Genomic DNA, 18,680 nt, shown 5'->3' on the forward strand with positions numbered 1-18,680 from the left:
TTATTTTCTTTTTTTAGTGACTTTTTCAGTGTTTTTTGTAGAATTTTTAGGTGTTATTTTAGGAATAGATTTTTTCTCAATAGGTTTTGATTTAACGGCAGATGGTTTCTTTAATGTTTTTAATTTTTTATCTTTGAGTTGAATTTGTTTTTTAATTTTTAATTGTTCTTCTTTCAACTTTTTATTTTTAGCTTTTATTTGTTTTTCAATTTTTTCACGTTTCTTTTTAAGGGATTCAAAAATTTTTTCTTCCTTCTTTAGTTGTTTTTTCAGATTTAATTGAGAGCGAAGTCTTTCTTTTTCTTCTAGTGTTTTTTTTGCAATTGCTTCCTTTTCACTTGCTATAGCGTTAATGAGATTCAATCGTTCTTCCTTTGCTTTGATTAAATCACGTTCTTGGGATTTTATTAATCTCTTGAGTTTTTCAGATTCAGTAAATTTTGCTTTTTCTTGGTTTACTTGGGAGACTATTTCATCATAATCTTGCTTTGTTTTTTCAAGTTCAGCCTGTCTTAATTTGATCTCATGGGCTATTTTTGCCTGCTCAACAAGCCTATCTTTTTGTTCACGAGCCATTTCTGCCAATAAAATTTGTTCATTTTGAACCTGTTTCTCTATTTTTTCTTGTTCAAGTTGAGCTTGTACCAATTGCTTTTTTTGCAAGAATAATTCTTTAGATACTTTTGATTTTTCAGAATCAATTTTTTTGATTATATCATTTCTTTCTTTTTTTATTTTTTCTAATTCTTCTTTTTGTGCAATAATTTCATCAGATAACCTAGTTTGAGTTTCAATTCTTAATCGTTCATTTTTTATCTCAGATTCAAGTGATGTTTTTTCTTGTAAAACTTTTTTTTCATATTCTTTTCGGTGAGATGTCAATTCAGATAACTTTGTGCGTTGAATTAGTATTTCATCTGAAACCATTTTTTGTTTTTCAAGTTTGTCTTCTTCATCTTTAATTAGAGTAGAAATTTGCCCCAAATCATCAGAAGTATTTTCCATCCATCCTTTAGGCATACTACCCCTAGTGACAGATTTAGGATTAATTTGCAGAGTAGATGTTTTTTTAGAGTTGGATTCTTTTGGAATGTCTCTTTCTATGTAAGTAATATTTTGAGTTGTACTGGGATTTAATTTTGATTCCAAGTAAACTTGATCTGAGTGATACAGGGGTTTGTTACTTTCAAGCATATCATAGATATGTTGTAATCTTCCAGGATCCCCTACTCCAGAATCAATCAAACTCTTTATTTTAGGAAGATATGGATGCTCCTCATGAATTTCATCGTGTAATGAAAATGATGAATTTAGTTTTTTTTCAAGATACGTTTGATCTGAATGATATAACGGCTTGTTATTTTTTAGAAATTCAAGAATGTGATACAATCGTCCAGCATCTCCATTTCCAGAATCAATTAATGAAGATACTTTTTCAATGGTCTCAGTTAATGTCATTTGTGTCAATTAAATCATCTATCTTTTGATGATTCTCTATGAACATAGTAAAAATAACTTTTTAAAAAAAATTTACACAGTCATGAATTTTAGGTGATTCAGATCTAAAAAATCAAATATTAATATTAATAAAATAGGCTCAAATTCCATTATTAGATAAAATTTTAGAATTTACAAGTGTTATTTGGGTTCAAAATAGTAGACAGTAATAAAATCAAACCCTCATTCCAAATTTCTTACTCAAGGTAATCATTGCAATAACAGATATGCTCAAAATCATCATCACCAAGGGTCCAAATTCTGGAACTATAGTAGTTCCAATAATTGTCAATATTTTGGAATCAGCAGATAATGGGATTGATAAAATGTTGAAATCACCATCCTTCTCTGAACTAAAATCAGAAATCTTATCACCATCCAACCATACAACAAATGGTCCATCAATTAATTGAGAATCTAATTTAATTTCCAAATTATGATTATCAGATTTTGGATTACCAACCACATTAAAAATTAGAGATTTCTGTTCTACATCAATTGATGAGATACTCAGTAATCGATTAAATTTGTATTCCACATCAAATAATGTTTCACCATTACCAACTTGTTTACCTACATCAGGAATTATAGAATATCCTTCAGTGACAATTATGTTACCTTCCATCCATGGATGAACTATACAAAAATACGGATAATTTCCAGTTTCTTCAAATGTGTATGAAAAGGATTGACCTGGTGGAAATAATCCACTATCAAAAATATCATTTGGACCATCAGATGCACTTCCAGAAGTAACAGTGTGAGCAGCAGTGTCGGCATTTTCCCATTTTATGGTGTCGCCAATAAGAATTTCAACTACGCCATTAGTTGCACCATCTTTTTCACTTTGCCAAAAATATGGAGCGTCAGGACTTGCAGCACCTGTAGGGATTTTAACGGAGTAAGTATTTTCAGCAAAGGCATCAGGTAGAATAGTAACGGTTAACAAAAATCCAAGTAGTAAAAATCCAAAAAAGGCTTTCATATAGATTATTGAAATAATATAATTAAAAGGGTTTACTGTGTTCAATATTTCATACAATGCTGTTCTTTCTGTTTATTAATTAGAAAGAAAAACCCCAATCATGAAAATGGGCACGATAATTATTTCAGTAGGTGTTGTAATGTTTGTCACAGGCTTAATTTTGTATTACTCCATAGAACTAGGACAAAAAGACCATCTTTTACGATTTATTAAAAACATGGGAACATTTATTGGATTTAGTGGGATGGGGGTCACTTTGGCCGGAATTCTGATATATCTAATTAATCGAAACGAGCCTGCAGTAAAAGAAAACTTTGATGTTTAAACAGACAATAGTAAATTTTTGTATTCATCCACAGGAATAACAAACTTGCAACTCTTGCAAAATAACACCTCTTTGTTAGCAAGAGATTTGATCTCAGTTGGTATCATTCCACAATAAAGTGATGCGATACTACAATTAGGACAACTTGCAAGTAAACTCTTCATTCCAAATTCATTTTTTAATTTCATTAATTCCTATTTGTTTTTCTAATATATTAGCAACAAGAAGAAATTATACTAGTGGTAAGTTTAGAATTTAAATTATAATAATAGCACAAACTAGTGTTAGAAATGAGCAATAGAGTTTGGTTGGGGGCAATTTTTCTTAAGGATGAAGGAGGATATGAAATTATTCTAAAATCATTAAACCACTATAAAAATAGATTAAAAACACTTGGAAATAGTCCAGAGCTAAAAGATTCGGCTGCAATGTTTGCATCAGTGTTAAATTCTCAAGCGATGAAAACTATTCCAAAAATTAATGAAGTAATTAAAAAAATTCAAGAGAGTTTGCACAGTATAGAATCAGTACGTCAATTAGAAGATGAAATTCCATTTTTAGAAAAAGCTCTGTCTTGTTATGATGCAGATATTCACAAGGCGCAAGATACAGGACACGAGTATTTTGTAAAACTAGTAGGAGACATGAGCAAATCACAGAATCAACTAGATTTAATTAAAAATGCATTAATCAAAATCAAACAATATTCAGACTAGTATTACAATCCCTGAACATACCAATCAAAATAAGGTAGTAGTGTTTTGCATTGTTTCTTTTTTTCAGCATCATCATCAATTGATTGGATTTTTTTAATTTTTTCTAACAGATACTCTGAGGTCAAATTACTCCTAAATTTAGGAATGATTTCAGTTAAAACCGCAAAGATTTGTTCAGGTGACGAACTACCAAAATCATCAAGAATGTCTTTTATTTGTGACTCTATTGACATGATTTAAAAATAATTTTTCCAGTATTATTTTGTTTACTTTAGTATATCATCATCATTCCAAGTAAGTCGAAATTTTCCAGTAACCCTAAACATGTTAATTTTTCCACCCTCTTTGAAAATTAGTTTGTATGATTTATGGGAGATATCTTCAATATCTATTGAAACATTTTCTTTTAGTGTTTGAAACACTATAGGATCATTTGAAATTTGTTTCCATTCATCATTATCAAAATCCATATAAAATTTGGTATAGAGCAATCCCATGATTAGTGACAATATTAGCCCGAATAAATAACTAGATAATTTACTCTTAATCTGATGCCAATTTTGGCATGATTATCCCCACATAACTTAAAATTGCTGGAAATAAGATCTTGGAATCTTTATCCTTTCGAATTGCTTCAAAAATCTGCGATATCAATTGTTGAATAGTGAGGTGTTCATCGCGATATAGTGTTCTATTAGGATTTTTGGCTGAATCTAAAATAGTAAATCCATTATCAGTCAGAACTAAATCACGCAACAATGAAGAAGCAAATGATATTTTCTCATCAATATCCTTATGTGGAAAATCAGTATCGATGTTTTTAATTTTCATCTTCAAATCATGAAATGTGTTATTGGTATTACGTTCTATGTGCTGCTGAGACTTTAATTCATAATTTTCAGTTGGACGGTAAAAATTTCTGTTACCCTTTTTCTCTACAAAAATTATCTCTTTTTCAAGCAGAGAATCTCTTGTTTTCTCAAAAGTTGTTTTGGCCATAAATTCCGGAACTATTTTTTTTACGAGAGAATTATGATGCAAATTAGGATTATCCTCTATACTCTGCAAAAGAATTCTTTCACGCTCATGCTGGTTTTTACGAGGCTCAAATTGACTCATTATTACTAGGTCGACCTATATTAGGTGGGTCATCTATAAAAGATTATTCATCATAATAATGAGACATTTAATCCCTCAATCCAGTAGAACTAAATGATATAGGCCCTATTGAGGACATCCATCGTTTTAATTCATCAGGATTGCCGGTAATAGAAATTTGTCCAGATTTAATCCCATCAGATAAATCCAGATTTCCAGAAACTAATTTTCTATGCATATCAGAACTAAGAGTCAATGAATTATCAGCATCAGAGATTAGTTCATCAAAGATCAACAACACTCCATTTCTAAAATACAATGTAAACTCTTGTTCATCATCAGAATGAATTGCATGAATCACATAAACATCATCATCAATTTCAGCAGGATTAACCCTAGTTGGCAATATTTGTAACAAATTATTTAACGGAATATTAGATAAAGCATCATAACTAGAATTTTCTGATAAAGCAGAAGTGACATCAATTTTTCCCTCAAGTTCTAATGCACTTGTCAATGCCCAGTTTCTACCATCTGCAGAAATCATCTGTTGTCCAATTACTCGTAATGCATATGCCTTTAGAGATTTTGCTTCAGTATTTTCTGGATCAATTTCTAATACATGTGAAGATAATTCAGCTGCCCAATAGTACTCTTCATTTTCTATGGAATCATAGATTTCTTCAATAGTGTCCTCTATGCCACCAAAGGCATTAGTAATTTTTTCAGCTCTATCCATTGATGAAATTGTAATAAGAGATGCCGGATCCCCTTCATACCAACCAACAGTTCCATAATAGATTTGTTTGACATGCCATGGTATTTCACTTCTTACTTGTGTAAGCCAAGGCCTATTCTCAAGCCATTCAGGCAAAACAATCATTCTAGATAATTCATCTACAGAATAGCCATCATTAATTCCTCGAATAGTTTGATCATGGATGAATTGAATAGCATCTCTTGTAGTAATCAAAACTAAATTCACATTGTAACTTCCCAGAATAGGTTTAGAGTGAGAGGGGACTAAATATTCAGGTTCTAGTAATAAAGCCTGATCATAAGCAGCGATGTAATCTAACGGATCCCTATATGGCGTGCCTTTAATGGAATAGATGTTTGGAAAAACATCATAAAGATTATCACCGGTTAGTAAAGTGTCATCTTCAGGCAACCAAACAAAAATTTGATCAGGAGATTCACCTCCCGCATGAATTAATTCCATTTTCACTCCTGAAATATCAAGGGAAAAAGTTTTTGAAAATGTATGTGTTGGAGATACAAAGCCGTTAGTCCCAGGAATCATTGGTGGAAAAACCCCTAAATTCGCTTTATCACTTCCAGAATCAGGTAAGAATAACCCTGTGGCATATGCACTTCGTTTTTCATTAATTGGTCCAAGAATACCATTTTCATTCAGATAAAGATCAAGCATAGTTTCATGTGCAATGATTTCCACATTACCGTCACCTGATTCCAAAAATGCTTTTGTGCCTTGTACATGATCTAAATGCCCATGTGTAAGAATAATTGTTTTTACTGGTTTATCAGTAATTTTTCTAAATTCACTTAGAACATTCTTGGCTGCTTCATATGAGCTTAAAGTATCAACTATGAGGATTCCTTTTTCCCCTTCAATCATTATACTATTTGCAGAATCAAATCCTACAGCAACCCAAATTCGATCATTAACCTGATGAATCTCAGGAGGATTCCAAAAACTGTTAGATGCTTCAATTTCAGGATGAATTGTTGGTTGGGAAGGATAATCAGGTAAGACAGGAATTAAAGATTGATTTATTGGAGATTTTTGTGTGGGGATTATTTTTTCTTTAATTTCATTTTCTATTTCATCAATTTCATTTTCTGTTTCATCATCTTCTTTTATCATTTCTTTTTCTGGTAAAACTTTTGAGGTAGATTCAATTTGTTTAGGTTCATTTGCTTTTACTAAAATTTCCGCTAGTCCTAATCTTTCCCAGGATGCAGCAGTTGAGGGACTAGTACAAAATGTATCACCGTGAACAAATCGAAATACTAGGGAATATCCATCACGGCATTCAGAATCATCACTTGCAGAACTTGTAGTCTTCTTTGGTGGAGGTGTAGCAGGCTGTTCATTAAATTGAGGTTTTAGTGGTACGGGTTTTTTTTCTTGTTTTTCAGGAGTGAATTCTTGATAAATTTCAGCTAAACCTAACTCAGCCCATCTCTTTGCAGTATCAGGACTTACACATACATAATCCTTGTAGGCATATCTGAAAACTAGAGTATTTCCATCACGGCATCCTGCTTGGATATCTTCTCTTGCTTCGGATTCCTCTGATGAATAAGATAAGGGAGTAAATCCAACTAGAAGTATCGCAAAAACCAAGGAAATTATTAGAAATTTAGTAATATTCAATATGAAATTTCATAGTTTACATATTATTTCCAAAAGGAAATTAACATCAGTAAATTCTTTGGTGAAGATTAATAGATCATTTTTCCATGAAATTGTCTATTTTGATCGTGCAATAATTTGACTCATAAGAGAATTTTGCTTATACGTAAACAATTACTTGAAAATAACCAAGAAAAAATCAATTGGAGAAAGAAGAGATCATCTCAAAGTTAAGTGAGAGTCTAAAAAGGGACTTTGGAGACTATGGAAGAACGATATATGTCATTGAAAAATTAAAGAAAAATGCCGAACTACCAAAATCTGATCAGCTTTATGTCGAACGAATGGTAAAATCATGCCGGCCAGAGGAAATTCCTACTCAACCAAAGAAAATCGAAGAGAATATTTCTTCTGAAGACTTGATAAAGTGCTATCAATGTGATTTGAACATTCAACTCGATGAGAAATCAATTAGGAAAAATAATTTTTGGTTTCACGACAGATGCTTTGAGAAAATCCCAATTGTCAAATCAGAAGTCTCTCAAAAAGTTGTATTTGAACCAAAACGTGTCAGTCCAAAACCAATAGTCAAAACTATAGAAAAATCACAGATTGCACCTGAGATAGAAATTGCACCTAAAATCATAAAGCAGGCAGTTAGAATTGAATCAAAGACAACTAATGCACAGATGGCATATTCTGGAGGCCTTCTAGCATCACTGGTTGGCTCTACATATTTGCTAGGTGGAGAAATCTTTTCCTCATCAGTGGCAGTTGTGGGAACTGGTTTGTATCTAGTGATTTTCAAATCAAAGATTTTTCCCAAAAAAGCAAAAAAATCATCAATTGTCAAAGTTGGAATTCCAGGATTTGATTCAGCATTATCAGCAGGACTAAAGAAGAATAGCTCCGTCGTAGTTTCTGGTCCACCCGGAAGTGGAAAGACAACTTTTGGGCTTCAATTTATTTATGCAGGTGCAAAAGAATACGACGAGCCAGGAGTGTACATCTCAATGTCACAAAGCATTGATGAGATTAAGAAAGACTGCAAGTCATTTGGATGGGATGTTGAAGATTTAATTTCAAAAGAAAAAATATTGATGATTGACTTGAGACCATTTAAAATCAAGGACGAGATAATCGGAAAAGATGATTCACTTTATCGCGGCGAACAGATACCATTTGAACACCTGACTACATTTATCTTAAACAGCGTTAAAAAAATCAAAGCAAAAAGAATAGTGATTGACTCGATTTCCATACTGGGAATGCAGTATTCAGATAAATTTTACATGAGACAGGGACTGCAAGGAATGATTCAGTCGTTGGAGAATATTGATGGAACATCACTTTTAATTTCAGAGTTTTCTGAAAGTAACCAAATTCCATCAGAGTGGTTTGTCACATCAGGAATTATCCAATTAGATAACAAAATTGTAGATAATGCAATGAAGCGAACAATCAAAATTATAAAACTTCGAGGAATTGAGCATAGTGAAAAAGTTCACCCATTAGAATTGGGAAATGACGGCCTTTACATCTATGATTGAGATTCAGAATCCTTAATTTCATCTAATTTTTTTCTAACTGCCTGGGCAACCTCTTGCTTTAGTCTTTCTTCTTCTTCAACAAGTTCTTTTTTGAATTTTTTTTCCCAATAGTTTTTCACCAAATGAATTCAATGTATAATAGCAGTTCTAAGAAATAAGTACTTTGACGATTATTAGGCTCTAGAAATTAAAGTTCCCACCATACATTTACGTAGAAATCATCCATCGGGATTAAATACAAATTTTGTCAGTGAAATTACCTAACACATTTCATGGGGTTTGGTGAGTAATCATCAAATTCCCAGGAATTTTATATTGTAGAGAGTATCTTTTTCTTTTTTTCTTCGAATTCTTTTTTGGTGATTATTCCACTCTTGTGCAATTCACTAAGTTTTTCAAGCAATCCCAGTTTTGCTTTTGTAGGAGTTTTTAGTTTTTGACTAGCCTTTATGCTGCTTTTTATTCCAGATTTTGTCTTCTTTTTTAATTTAGAACCAATTGCTGTACTTTGTCTAGATAATTTTTCACTAATAACATAGCCCTTTTTCTTTGCCTGATGAATCATTTCATCAGTTTTTTCTTTTGTTACATCATCGATGAATTTTTTTCTTCTAGCCATATTGCCTATCTCCCTAGTCTTCTTTCTAGCAAGATGTGCTTGGAATTTTAGATCTTTGATTAGCTGACTTTTGGTCTTTCTTTTGAATCGTCTAGTGTATTCTTCAATGAGTAGTACTGGAAATGGGCTATATTCAACATCAAGATAATATTTGATTATCGTATCATCAGGTAATTTTGTCAGATATTCTTTAATTGATTTTTCAGACTTTATCTCCATATCCTATTGAAGATATGTTTTCAATAAAAGGATTATACTATTTGCTATTTTCTAATAACTTTAAAATAAATCAGCAGCCCCATCCCTGCCAGTCCTGCAATTACAATTACCAATCCAATTGACCACTCTTGAGTGAACAAGTCGTAATTGGAGACAATAACTACTCCCACCAAAATAGAGATTATCAGTGCCAAAATTGTAATGGTAAGATTTTTTGACAAGTTTTCTTATATCCTATCTAAGATCTTTTTCTTTTGCTTTAGGAATTCTTCATCAGTTAAAATTCCAAGCTCTTTTAATTTTGCCAATCGTTCTAAAATATCAAGACTGGAAGCACCATATTGAGTTCCAAGTTTAATCCTGCCCACAAATAGTTCAAAGAAATTAAAAAAACCATTGCTTATTTTTTTGTAAAATTTAGGGCTCTTCTTCTTTAAGGAGGTTCTTGAATTCAGGCCTTTTTCCAATATTTTTGAAGAGTTGTCTTTAATTGATTTCCAGTAAGGTCTTGACTTTATGTAATTTGTTCCAGATGAAGTGACTTCAGTTATTTTATCTAGAGATTCTTTACCAAGTTGTTTACCAATTTCTAAAGTTTGATCATAATTTTTGGTGACATCACTAACGATTTTGCTTTGTTTTTTCTTTGCGCCAGAAATTTCAACAGGTTCTTTATCATTATTTTGCATTTACTAACAACCATTAGAATTTCCTTCCCTTTTAAACTATCATGGAGAAAATCACAGGTTATGGTATCAAAGATTGTGTTAAGAAGTAGAATAATTTTATCCATAAGATTGGCACTAGTAAGATTTTCAATTAGAGACTAAATATCAATAATTACAATCTAAATCAGTATGAGTTTTGAGGATAGCATTTATGAAAAGTTAGAAAGAGATTGGAGCCAAAGTGATTATCGCAAAATCCCCGATATTTCAAAATTAAATTTTTACTGCATGTTAGATAGATGTAGTAAATGTCAAAGCACTGTTTGCAAATGCAGTTGTCATAATAAATTGAATTAAATCGATCTTTTATTTGAAAAATAATCCCCATTATTAGTGCCAAATTGGAAATTCAATAGGATGAATTATTCCATTATTTTTAATACAATTTCAGAAAATAAGATAATGGGGATGTTAGAAGGGAATTGATGGTAGAAGATATAGGAAAAGAATATCGAGACACCATGCAAGAAGTAATGCTTGAGTTAAAATTCAGTACCATATCGTTTCTCAACAAGTTCAAAGAGGGAAATAAAAGGTCAGAAAAAGACAATTTTGCAATTCCAATAGTTATTTCAGTTAAAGGACAAATTAGAGATTTTGAAATCGATGTATTTGGATTAGGTGAAACACTCAAGGCACCACTACTTCTTGAAGTTCCAGGCCTAAAAAACACAAGAGTGGTAAATCAGAATACGATGATCATCAAAGGATTAACCCTACTTCATGGTAAAAACCAATTTTTTAATCCAAATAAAGAATCAGAATACTCAGAGTACAATTATGTTCTCTTTGGTTCAAAAAAAATATTGAGCGAGGCAAGCTTGGATAAAGCAAGTGAATGGTTCCAAAGAAAAATTCTAAGTAAGGATTGTAAACTAAAAATCAAAGATAAAGAAATTAACAATGTGGAAGAATTGAAAAATAGTTTAAATGAAATCTGTCAAAAATTTTAAGGGTGTATTTTTTACCATTCTTTCATGAGGTCTTTAATTCTTGGTTTATTAATTGTGATTCCAGTAATTGTAATTTTTGCTACTGTAATTAGTTTGTCTCCAAATACTGAGATTAAATTTGAAGGGATAGACAAGTCAGAAAATTCAATTATTCATACAGAATCAATAGATAAATCAGATTCAGAATTGATAATAGAGATACAATCAATATCCTGTAAAAATGATGGTGAACATATGTCAGAGATTCCATGTACAAAAGAAGTAAAATGGTATCTTTCTGGTGCAGTGATGCCTGTACCTCCAGCAGGATCAAAAGACATACCAAACTCTGATCAGAAATCAAAATTAAAAGTTAGTTTGGCTAACAACCTTGTAATATTACATGGTGAGATGAGCGGACTTGAACCCGATAAAACCTACACGGTATTTGTATCAAATGGATATACTCCATTTACTTCATGGGGCGGGAAATACCCAAACGTTGAACCTTTTGATGTTAAAACTAATTCTGACGGTGAAGTGATTTGGGAGAAGCAAGTAAAACCAGTACCAAACCATACAGAAATGTCAGTTTGGTTTGACGATGTTCGAATTACTCTGTTAATTAGTGACAACTTTTCAATCGCATAATTTGACCAATTGAAAGATATTCTATTTTTATTCTTTATCAATAAATTCTGAAACACTTGGTGGTTCTGGAGCTAATCCCTTTCTCTTTCTAATATCAGCTACTGCAGCAGCCAACATTGATTTTGGAACTTCAGTCCATGCCTTAAAGGATGTATTCCATGTTGCACGTCCTGCTGTTTGTCCCCTCATCTCCTCAGACAAAGTAAATGTCTCAGAAGCTGGAATTTCGCCAATAATAATACTTGATGCACCTTTTTGCTGCATGTCAAGTACCTTACCACGTTTACCAGAAAGAACTGTTGCAACGTTTCCAACTAAATCAGTTGGGACACGAACCTCAATTGCAAGTGTTGGCTCTAAAACTGCAGTTCCAGCAGTGAGTAATGCTCCCATACATGCTCTACGAGCTGCAGGACCCAATTGGGATAGGCCTCTGTGAGCAGTATCCTCGTGTGGAACAAAGTGAGTAAAGATAAACTTGCAATCCCTCATCTGCTCTTTACATAGAGGTCCTTCTTTCATCACTTCTTCAAATCCAGAATTAATAGAATCAGTTGATTCTTGGACAAATTGAACACCCTTTGTTCCATTAATCAAAACATTTCCTCGTGAATCAAATTTCATAACTCTCTTAATTGTATCAGTATCCCAGCCAGCCTCTTTGAGTAAATCGGCTACTACCTTCTTGTCTTTCATGTCACTGATCTCACCAGTTCTTAGCATGTTGGCAATTTTTGGCTCTAAAGGTTCGACCTTCATGAAAATCTTGTTGTGTCTGTTTGGTGATTTTGCCATGATTGGCTCACAACCACCTTTGACAGTTTCTCTGTAATTGATTAATGGTTCTGAAGTGACAATTTCACATTTTGCATCTTGGATTCTATGAGTTGCAACATCCAAGTGCAACACACCCATTCCAGCAACAATGGTTTCTCCACTTTCCTCGTCAATTTTTACAATAAGGTTTGGATCCTCAATGGTTAACTGTTTGAGAATTTCTACTAGTTTAGGCAAATCTTTAGGATGTTTTGGTTCTATTGCAATTTGAACGACAGGTTCAGAAACATACTTGACTCCTTCAAACATTGGAATTCCTTTAACAGAAGACAATGTGTTTCCTGCTCGAGCTTCTGTGAGTCCCAACAATGCAGGAATGTTACCAGCACCAAGTTCTGCAACTTGTTCTCTCTGGTTTCCCATAAAGAAATTAACTGATTGAACTCTTCCCTCTCTTTTTGAATCAATAATGTTAATGGTTTGACCGTCTTTAATGGTTCCAGAGAATAATCTTCCAATTGCAACAGGACCAGCTGCAGGATCTAAAACCATGTTAACTATCATCATAATTGTTGGCCCATCATCACTACAAGCTAGTAATGCCTTTCCAACATCAGATTCTAAATCGCCTTTCCAGATTTGTGGAATTCTGTACTTTACTGCTTCATGTGGTGCCGGATGATGTTTGACTACCATTCCCAAAACAGCTTCTGCTAATGGTGCCTTTGCTACCAAGTCATCTACTTTTTCATTGGTATATGCATCAATAACATCTTTGAATGTGATTCCTTTGTCTTTCATGACATCTATGTTAATTGCCCATTTGTCTTTGGCAGAACCAAATGTCACACTTGCATCCTGAATTGATACTTTCCACTTTTCTTTGTATTCAGGTTCGGCGTATGTGTCAACTAGTTGGTTAAAGTTTGATACAACTTCTGCAAGTTGCTGTTGCATCTTCTCAGGAGTTAATCTGAGTTCTTTGATGAGTCTGTCTACTTTGTTGATAAACAATACTGGTTTTACTCTCTCTTCTAAGGCCATTCTAGTTACAGTCTCAGTTTGAGTCATGATTCCCTCAACTGCATCACAAACTACTACTGCGCCATCAATTGCCCTCAGTGAACGAATAACCCTTCCACTGAAATCTACGTGACCTGGAGTATCGATCATGTTAATGACGTATTCTTTGCCTTTTTGTGTAAAGTGTAATGTTACGTTTGCTTGGTAAATTGTAATTCCTCTTTGCTGCTCTTCTTTATCAAAATCCATTGCCAATGCTTTTCCAGCTGCTGATGGTGCAATGATTCCAGAGTTTGCCAAAAGGCTGTCACTCATAGTAGTTTTTCCATGGTCAACATGAGCAATAACACCAAAGTTTCTAATCTGTTCTTTGTTCTTGATAATTTTAAGAACCTCACCAGTTGACTTGAATTTTACCATATTCGCAAACCCAAGTATTCAGCTATTAAACCTTAGCCTTGCAATTCTAGTAGATCATTTGGTTGCTAACATTGCGAATCTTTTTTGACGTAACAAAATGACAGTCCCTCTTCTTTTTCCTTTTGGCCTCAAAGAGTGTTAGAAATTGAGAAAAGAAGATACAGTAAAGAGTTTGGGAGATCTTCTCTTTTGGAATCTCGGGATGAATCACATTCATTCCAATTTTTTTCAGACTAGATGTGAGTTGCTCAGAGTGAGGGTTTTTTTCCTCAAAGATAATTACAGTGTTACCTTTGTTTGCAGAAAATAACTCCATATGAGAGAACTGCTCAATTCTGCAATAGTGTGCATCATATCCTAGAATCTCGTAAAACTTTGCAGCACAGTACATTGCAAGTGGGAATGTCTCATAGTTTCCAAGGATGAATAGTAGCTTTGAGATTTTTAGTTTTGCAGCATCAGACTTTGCCTGCGAAAATATTGTATTGATTTTAGGAATTTTTATTTTTCTTACAAGCGAGATACATGTAAGGGCACTATCTAAAAATGAGATGCTGCCAGCAGTAAATATTCCGCTATTAGGAGATGCAAGTTGAATTACTTTATCTGAGGCTTTTGCAAGCCTGCTTTTAGGCTGGGCAGTTATTGCAGTGGATTTTTTTGCAACCTTTGCCACTTTGATATTGGTAATGGTATTTCCAGAAATTGATACAAAGTAGACATGCTTTGATTTTACCAGGTGTTTATTTTTGAAAAGATCCAGAGGATCCATTGCCTTTATCATTCCGTCAGAAAATGATTCGGCTAACATTGCAGATACAAGTGAATCTCCACTTCCAGTAAAGAGAATATTTTTTTGAAGATTTGTTGGAAGTGGTTTTTGTTTTTGAAATTTTTTGAGAAAATCTAATTGCAGGAAAATATCTTTTTCATATGCCTCAATTGAATTCATAACAATAAATTATTTCAGACATATATTAGAAAAACTATTCAGATAGGTTTTGATTTTTATTACGACCATTTTAGGCAAAAATATGGAAATTTCTGTAGGTCATACTCCTGATTCAGATGACGCATTCATGTTTTATGGAATGTTTACAGGCAAAGTTCCATCACCGGACTTTAAGGTAAATCATGTAATTGAGGACATTGAGAAACTAAATCGCAAGGCAACAGATCCGCAACTTGATGTCACTGCAGTATCAGTTCATGCATGTGCATACATTCCAGGATATACAATTCTTAGAAGTGGCGGAAGTTTTGGAATTGGTTATGGTCCAATAGTTACTGCAAAAAAGATGATGAGCATAGATGAGATAAAAAAATGCAAGATTGCAATTCCAGGAAAGATGACATCTGCATTTTTGCTATTACAATTAATGATTGGAAAGTTCGATTATGTAGAGATGAATTTTAGCGACATCCCAGAAGCTGTAAAATCAGGCAAAGTCGATGTGGGTTTAGTAATTCATGAGACCCAGCTATCCTATGAGCAAGAAGGAAATGTCAAAATCCTAGATGTTGGAGAATGGTGGAACAAGACAACTAATGGTCTGCCAGTACCGCTTGGAATCAATGTCATGAGAACAGATTTGGGCATGGATACTATCGGCAAATTTGACAAGTATCTTCAGGCCTCAATTGAGTTTGGTTTGGAGAACTTTGAGGATGCAATAGAGTATGCAATGCAGTACTCCAGAGGAAAGCCAAGGAATTTGATTGAGAAATTTGTCAAAATGTATGTAAATAATGTAACTGTAAACATGGGAGATCCTGGAGAAGAGTCAATTAGAAAACTATTCCAGATGGCAAAAGAAAAAAACCTAGTTCCAGAATTTGAGCTAAGCATTGCCACCAAGTAATTATAGAACGAAAAAAATTTAGAGATTATGGGAGACGGTATCGGCGGTCCAGTAATTGCAATTCTAACAAATAATGCATTTGAATTACTAGTCAGTCATACAAGAAAAGACAACCAAGACGATTATGGTAAAACAGAAAAGATAATCATTGGCAAAGTAGATGATCCGGAGCAACCACAGTATGGCGAGACTACAAAAGAAGACTTGGAGCGGGCACTAAAAGGAAAATTTGTTTCATGTAATGTCCAGTATAGGGATTCAAAGACAGATGCACTAGTTTGCAATGTCTTTGTGCAAAAACCACCAGAAGGATTTTAGAAAATACCTAATATATGATAAAAAATAACAACTAGTGAAATGGTTCTAGTCGATAAAAGAATTCTAGGCGGAGGGCTTGCAATGATCATTGTAGGAATTGTTCTTACAGTAAGTGTTAGCTCAAACATGCCTGCAGGACAATCTGGAATGACTGAAGAAGAGGTAATTGATTTGATGATTGCCCAGCAAGAGATACAAGACTATAACACATTATCTGGAATTTTAATCGGAGTTGGATTCTTGCTCGTATTGATTAGTTTTGGTGCAAGACGCAAAAAGGGCAAAAGTGTTACAAAAGAAGAGAAAAAGCCTGCCGAATAATTAAAACATTTTAATCCAAAATTGCCTTGTAATTTTTATTGATTCAAGCTGAAATCAGCATCTACCCAATGGCCACAAAAACAACTAGCGCAAGTTTCTACATTGCAAAAGCAATCGAGTCAATTCAAGAAATGGAGAATCTCAGATACGAGATAAACCCAATGGGTACCATCCTAGAATCAGATAACATTGACACGATAAACTCTGCTGCAAAAAAGATGATGGAGGCAGTTCATAATCTGGGTATTGCAAGAGTTGAGGTGATAATTAAAATCGATTCAAGACAAGACAAACATGTCAGAATGGAAGAGAAGCTTGATTCAATAAAGAAACATCTGAGTTAGAATTTTCTTAATACTTTAAAGTGAGTATTTCTCTGAGCTGGCACTCGGCCTACCTCTTTTACCATTGTTGCCAATTCTTCTACTGATGATGCAGTTGGTTTTCCTGCAGCTCGGTAAATCTCTTCGGAGAAAGCAGTTCCAACCAAGTCACTGCCGCCATTAGATAGTGCAACCTGAGCTAGTTTCTTGCCATATGCAACCCAGTAAACTGAGATGTTATTGAGTACATTTGCAAGCATCAATCTTGATAGTGCAATGATTCTCAAATCATAAACTGATGAGCACTCATTGTTTACCAGATGCTCTTGCTCTAGCTCTGTGTTATCAAGACTGAACTTTAATGGAATCAAAGTCAGAAAACCATTTGTCTTCTTTTGAAGGTCTCGAATCTTTATGAGATGATCAATGATGTGCTCTGGCTTTTCTATATGGCCATAAAGCATTGTAACATTGCTTTGAATTCCCATAGTATGTGCTTCTTCAATTACATCAAGCCACTGCTGGCCTGTGCATTTTCCTCGGACAATCTTGTCACGAATATCCGGATGGAATAGTTCTGCACCACCACCTGGCATCGAATCAAGTCCTGCGTCTTTGAGACGAGACAAGATCTCTTTAGTAGAATTTTTTGTTAGTTTTGATAAATAGTAAATCTCAGCTGCAGTAAGTGCTTTGATGTTTAGTTGTGGATGACTCTTCTTTATCGTCCTCATCATGTCCTCATAGTATTCCAGTGGAAGCTTTGGATGGAATCCTCCAACGATATGAACTTCGGTTGCACCCATCTGTTTTGCAATTGCAACCCGTCCCTCAATCTCTTGTGGAGTTAGCGTGTATGCATCCTCTGCACCATCTTTTCTGTAAAATGCACACATCTGGCAGCTAGCAGCACATACGTTTGTGTAGTTCATGTAGTATGATGCTGCAAATGTCACAGTATCGCCAACTAGTTTTTTTCTAGCATTGTCTGCCACTGCTGCAAGTAAATGCAAATTATCATAATCCATCAATTCCATGCCATCGTTATAGGATAGTTCTTCTCCTGCTAATGCACGATCTAGGGCCTGGGATTCGCGTACTAGTTGTTCTAGCATGAACTATGCATCGCCCATCATGATATATTCCTTCTATTCTCAAGAGATAAGTATCCGTGCGGTAATTTCAGATATGGTCCTACCTCTAGTTGATGAGAACAAGCCAAAATGTTACCTGTGTCATGAAGGATTTGAAAACATAGAGAAACTGCGAGAGCACCAGAATTTGGCACACAGTGATTATTTCAAAGAAAATGAGAAACAGAACAAAAGAGAGCCTGCACCTGGCGACGTTACTGTATTTTAGATTTTTTCTTGTTAATTGATTTTAGCAATTCCTGGGCAATCTCTTTTGAGATATGTGCCAAGTCATAGTGCTTGTCAATTGATAGTGCTTTTTTGAAATGAGTGATTGCCTTTTGCAATTCTCCCATCTCACCTAGGGACAATCCCTTGTAAGCAAGCGCCATTGCACATTTTTTATCAATTTTCAATGCTGCATCATAGCATTCAATTGCCTCTTGGTATTTTTCATCAGAGTGCAATGCTGCACCCTTGTTAAGCAGTGCATCTAGATGATTGGGTTTGACAGACAGGGCCTTGTCATATGAGCGAATAGCAAGTTTTACTCGTCCCATGTTTTGCAGTGTTGCACCCTTGTCAATTAGTGCTGAGACATTTTTTGGATCTTCTTTTAGGACATTATCATATAGCTTGAGTGCTTTATCATAATTCCCATCTTCAACACATTCAAAAGCTTGGGCAAGCATCTTATCTAATCTCTCAACCAATGTGACTGATAATATTTCGTTAATAATATAGATTCACCAATAGTTAATGAACAATCAACCATACAATGGATCAAAACATAACTATACGAA

General features: G+C 34.0%; 25 protein-coding genes. 10 read left to right on the top strand and 15 right to left on the bottom strand.

Features of this window, described 5'->3' with window-relative positions; translation table 11 throughout:
* Nucleotides 1-1,458, bottom strand: coding sequence for a hypothetical protein (locus ACX119_RS05730; RefSeq protein ID WP_459350342.1), 1,458 nt, complete (start codon nt 1,456-1,458; stop codon nt 1-3).
* A gap of 214 nt (nt 1,459-1,672) precedes the next feature.
* Nucleotides 1,673-2,482, bottom strand: a complete 810-nt coding sequence (locus ACX119_RS05735; protein WP_459350343.1) for a plastocyanin/azurin family copper-binding protein — start codon at nt 2,480-2,482, stop codon at nt 1,673-1,675.
* 100 nt (nt 2,483-2,582) lie between these two features.
* Between ACX119_RS05735 and ACX119_RS05740 the strand changes: the two genes are divergently transcribed.
* The gene (locus ACX119_RS05740) at nt 2,583-2,807 is read left to right on the top strand and encodes a hypothetical protein (RefSeq protein WP_459350344.1); all 225 of its coding nucleotides are present in this window, start codon (nt 2,583-2,585) and stop codon (nt 2,805-2,807) included.
* On the opposite strand, the gene ACX119_RS05745 is transcribed toward ACX119_RS05740, so the two are convergent.
* Nucleotides 2,804-2,995 (bottom strand): hypothetical protein, encoded by a 192-nt coding sequence (locus tag ACX119_RS05745; RefSeq protein ID WP_459350345.1) that lies wholly within the window; start codon nt 2,993-2,995, stop codon nt 2,804-2,806. The two genes, ACX119_RS05740 and ACX119_RS05745, sit on opposite strands and share 4 nt — an antisense overlap.
* 102 nt (nt 2,996-3,097) lie before the next feature.
* Here ACX119_RS05745 and ACX119_RS05750 point away from each other — a divergent pair, with 102 nt between their 5' ends.
* Nucleotides 3,098-3,523, top strand: coding sequence for a hypothetical protein (locus ACX119_RS05750; RefSeq protein WP_459350346.1), 426 nt, complete (start codon nt 3,098-3,100; stop codon nt 3,521-3,523).
* Nucleotides 3,524-3,525: 2 nt separating this feature from the next.
* Here ACX119_RS05750 and ACX119_RS05755 read toward each other — a convergent pair whose 3' ends face one another.
* The 4 genes from ACX119_RS05755 to ACX119_RS05770 form a co-directional block, all read right to left on the bottom strand.
* Complete coding sequence (locus tag ACX119_RS05755) at nt 3,526-3,756, bottom strand: hypothetical protein (RefSeq protein ID WP_459350347.1); 231 nt, start codon at nt 3,754-3,756, stop codon at nt 3,526-3,528.
* A 33-nt stretch (nt 3,757-3,789) separates the two neighbouring features.
* Nucleotides 3,790-4,020: a hypothetical protein gene (locus tag ACX119_RS05760; RefSeq protein ID WP_459350348.1), complete on the bottom strand. Its 231-nt coding sequence runs from the start codon at nt 4,018-4,020 to the stop codon at nt 3,790-3,792.
* Nucleotides 4,021-4,066: 46 nt separating this feature from the next.
* Nucleotides 4,067-4,642: a hypothetical protein gene (locus ACX119_RS05765; protein WP_459350349.1), complete on the bottom strand. Its 576-nt coding sequence runs from the start codon at nt 4,640-4,642 to the stop codon at nt 4,067-4,069.
* A gap of 67 nt (nt 4,643-4,709) precedes the next feature.
* A complete protein-coding gene (locus tag ACX119_RS05770; protein ID WP_459350350.1) occupies nt 4,710-6,992 on the bottom strand; it encodes an alkyl sulfatase dimerization domain-containing protein in 2,283 nt (760 codons plus the stop codon).
* Nucleotides 6,993-7,204: 212 nt separating this feature from the next.
* On the opposite strand from ACX119_RS05770, the gene ACX119_RS05775 reads away from it, so the two are divergent.
* Nucleotides 7,205-8,551 (top strand): RAD55 family ATPase, encoded by a 1,347-nt coding sequence (locus ACX119_RS05775; RefSeq protein ID WP_459350351.1) that lies wholly within the window; start codon nt 7,205-7,207, stop codon nt 8,549-8,551.
* On the opposite strand, the gene ACX119_RS05780 is transcribed toward ACX119_RS05775, so the two are convergent.
* The 4 genes from ACX119_RS05780 to ACX119_RS05795 all read right to left on the bottom strand — a co-directional run bounded on the left by ACX119_RS05780 (nt 8,542) and on the right by ACX119_RS05795 (nt 10,078).
* Complete coding sequence (locus tag ACX119_RS05780) at nt 8,542-8,670, bottom strand: hypothetical protein (RefSeq protein ID WP_459350352.1); 129 nt, start codon at nt 8,668-8,670, stop codon at nt 8,542-8,544. The genes ACX119_RS05775 and ACX119_RS05780 overlap by 10 nt on opposite strands.
* A 191-nt stretch (nt 8,671-8,861) precedes the next feature.
* Nucleotides 8,862-9,389 (bottom strand): SHOCT domain-containing protein, encoded by a 528-nt coding sequence (locus tag ACX119_RS05785; RefSeq protein WP_459350353.1) that lies wholly within the window; start codon nt 9,387-9,389, stop codon nt 8,862-8,864.
* 44 nt (nt 9,390-9,433) lie between these two features.
* Nucleotides 9,434-9,610 (bottom strand): hypothetical protein, encoded by a 177-nt coding sequence (locus tag ACX119_RS05790; RefSeq protein WP_459350354.1) that lies wholly within the window; start codon nt 9,608-9,610, stop codon nt 9,434-9,436.
* Between the two features lie 6 nt (nt 9,611-9,616).
* Nucleotides 9,617-10,078: an SHOCT domain-containing protein gene (locus ACX119_RS05795; RefSeq protein WP_459350355.1), complete on the bottom strand. Its 462-nt coding sequence runs from the start codon at nt 10,076-10,078 to the stop codon at nt 9,617-9,619.
* Between the two features lie 464 nt (nt 10,079-10,542).
* On the opposite strand from ACX119_RS05795, the gene ACX119_RS05800 reads away from it, so the two are divergent.
* Nucleotides 10,543-11,070: a hypothetical protein gene (locus tag ACX119_RS05800; protein WP_459350356.1), complete on the top strand. Its 528-nt coding sequence runs from the start codon at nt 10,543-10,545 to the stop codon at nt 11,068-11,070.
* A 24-nt stretch (nt 11,071-11,094) separates the two neighbouring features.
* Entirely contained in the window at nt 11,095-11,700 is a 606-nt protein-coding gene (locus ACX119_RS05805) for a hypothetical protein (RefSeq protein WP_459350357.1), read from the top strand.
* Between the two features lie 27 nt (nt 11,701-11,727).
* On the opposite strand, the gene ACX119_RS05810 is transcribed toward ACX119_RS05805, so the two are convergent.
* Both ACX119_RS05810 and ACX119_RS05815 read right to left on the bottom strand, forming a co-directional pair.
* Nucleotides 11,728-13,920, bottom strand: coding sequence for an elongation factor EF-2 (locus ACX119_RS05810; protein ID WP_459350358.1), 2,193 nt, complete (start codon nt 13,918-13,920; stop codon nt 11,728-11,730).
* A gap of 46 nt (nt 13,921-13,966) precedes the next feature.
* On the bottom strand, nt 13,967-14,872 hold the full coding sequence (locus tag ACX119_RS05815; RefSeq protein WP_459350359.1) for a sugar isomerase: 906 nt from the start codon (nt 14,870-14,872) through the stop codon (nt 13,967-13,969).
* Between the two features lie 82 nt (nt 14,873-14,954).
* Here ACX119_RS05815 and ACX119_RS05820 point away from each other — a divergent pair, with 82 nt between their 5' ends.
* The 4 genes from ACX119_RS05820 to ACX119_RS05835 are packed head-to-tail and all read left to right on the top strand — an operon-like array spanning nt 14,955 to nt 16,765.
* A complete protein-coding gene (locus ACX119_RS05820; protein ID WP_459350360.1) occupies nt 14,955-15,782 on the top strand; it encodes an MqnA/MqnD/SBP family protein in 828 nt (275 codons plus the stop codon).
* A gap of 27 nt (nt 15,783-15,809) precedes the next feature.
* A complete protein-coding gene (locus ACX119_RS05825; RefSeq protein WP_459350361.1) occupies nt 15,810-16,100 on the top strand; it encodes a hypothetical protein in 291 nt (96 codons plus the stop codon).
* Nucleotides 16,101-16,139: 39 nt separating this feature from the next.
* Nucleotides 16,140-16,421, top strand: coding sequence for a hypothetical protein (locus ACX119_RS05830; protein ID WP_459350362.1), 282 nt, complete (start codon nt 16,140-16,142; stop codon nt 16,419-16,421).
* Nucleotides 16,422-16,459: 38 nt separating this feature from the next.
* Nucleotides 16,460-16,765: an MTH1187 family thiamine-binding protein gene (locus ACX119_RS05835; protein WP_459350363.1), complete on the top strand. Its 306-nt coding sequence runs from the start codon at nt 16,460-16,462 to the stop codon at nt 16,763-16,765.
* Here the strand turns inward: ACX119_RS05835 and ACX119_RS05840 are convergent.
* Nucleotides 16,762-17,859 (bottom strand): CofH family radical SAM protein, encoded by a 1,098-nt coding sequence (locus ACX119_RS05840; RefSeq protein WP_459350364.1) that lies wholly within the window; start codon nt 17,857-17,859, stop codon nt 16,762-16,764. The genes ACX119_RS05835 and ACX119_RS05840 overlap by 4 nt on opposite strands.
* Before the next feature lie 73 nt (nt 17,860-17,932).
* Between ACX119_RS05840 and ACX119_RS05845 the strand changes: the two genes are divergently transcribed.
* Nucleotides 17,933-18,106 (top strand): hypothetical protein, encoded by a 174-nt coding sequence (locus ACX119_RS05845; protein ID WP_459350365.1) that lies wholly within the window; start codon nt 17,933-17,935, stop codon nt 18,104-18,106.
* Here ACX119_RS05845 and ACX119_RS05850 read toward each other — a convergent pair.
* Complete coding sequence (locus tag ACX119_RS05850) at nt 18,093-18,569, bottom strand: tetratricopeptide repeat protein (protein WP_459352001.1); 477 nt, start codon at nt 18,567-18,569, stop codon at nt 18,093-18,095. The two genes, ACX119_RS05845 and ACX119_RS05850, sit on opposite strands and share 14 nt — an antisense overlap.
* Nucleotides 18,570-18,680 lie beyond the last annotated feature (111 nt).

It is taken from the genome of Nitrosopumilus sp. S4 (assembly GCF_054515835.1).